The organism is Candidatus Protofrankia californiensis (assembly GCF_900634765.1).
Lineage (GTDB): Bacteria > Actinomycetota > Actinomycetes > Frankiales > Frankiaceae > Protofrankia > Protofrankia californiensis.
Map to the genome: position 1 here is coordinate 27,084 of NZ_CAAAFT010000095.1, position 674 is coordinate 27,757.

The following is a 674-nucleotide window of genomic DNA, read 5'->3' on the forward strand; positions in this document are numbered from 1 at the left end:
TCTACCACCCCGCCGACGCCTTCTGACCGCCGGGCGCGGGGCACACCCCTGGCGGCGTTTCTCGTCGCTTTACGCACCCTCCGGGTACGCGACAGCTCCTCGACCTTGCCAGGCCCGCGCCCGCATCGGCGACATCATCCCGGCGGCCTTGTGATACCTACAGGGCTGTTTGGTATCACAAGGCTTCGCCAGTGGTCGATAAGTATCACAACGCCGAGCTGCGCCGGAGGCGGTGGCCGGCTCGTCCGAGGCAGGCATGGCCCTGCGTGGACGGCACCCACGGTGGAAGGCTGGACGGTGTGCGCGTACAACCAGCACGGAAGGTCAGCCCGCCGGAGGTTCCGCTGGAGCCGGGGGAGTTCACCGAGGTCGTGCTCCGGGGCCGGCTCACCGACCCCTCCGGCCCGGGTGCGCTCACCGCGCATGCCGAGCGGTTCATCGGGCACCGGCTCGGGACGTCACGCTGGATCCTGCTCACCACCCGTCGGCTGCTGGTCGTCGCGCCGTTCCCGCGGGCGGGTGACTACTTCGACGTCGCGTTCGACCGGCGGGTGGTGTCGGCGTCCCAGGGGCGCAAGCACGGTGATCTGATCACCGTCGACCTGATGACCCCGGCCGGACGCCAGGTGCTGCGGGTACCGGCAGCTGTCCGCAGCGAGGTCGCCCGCTTCATC

Annotated in this window: 1 protein-coding gene; it reads left to right on the plus strand. The window is 70.3% G+C overall.

Features of this window, described 5'->3' with window-relative positions; genetic code table 11:
• Nucleotides 1-299 precede the first annotated feature (299 nt).
• The coding region (locus DD1DGNOD_RS05740; RefSeq protein WP_241255485.1) for a hypothetical protein at nucleotides 300-674 on the plus strand (375 nt) is incomplete at its 3' end.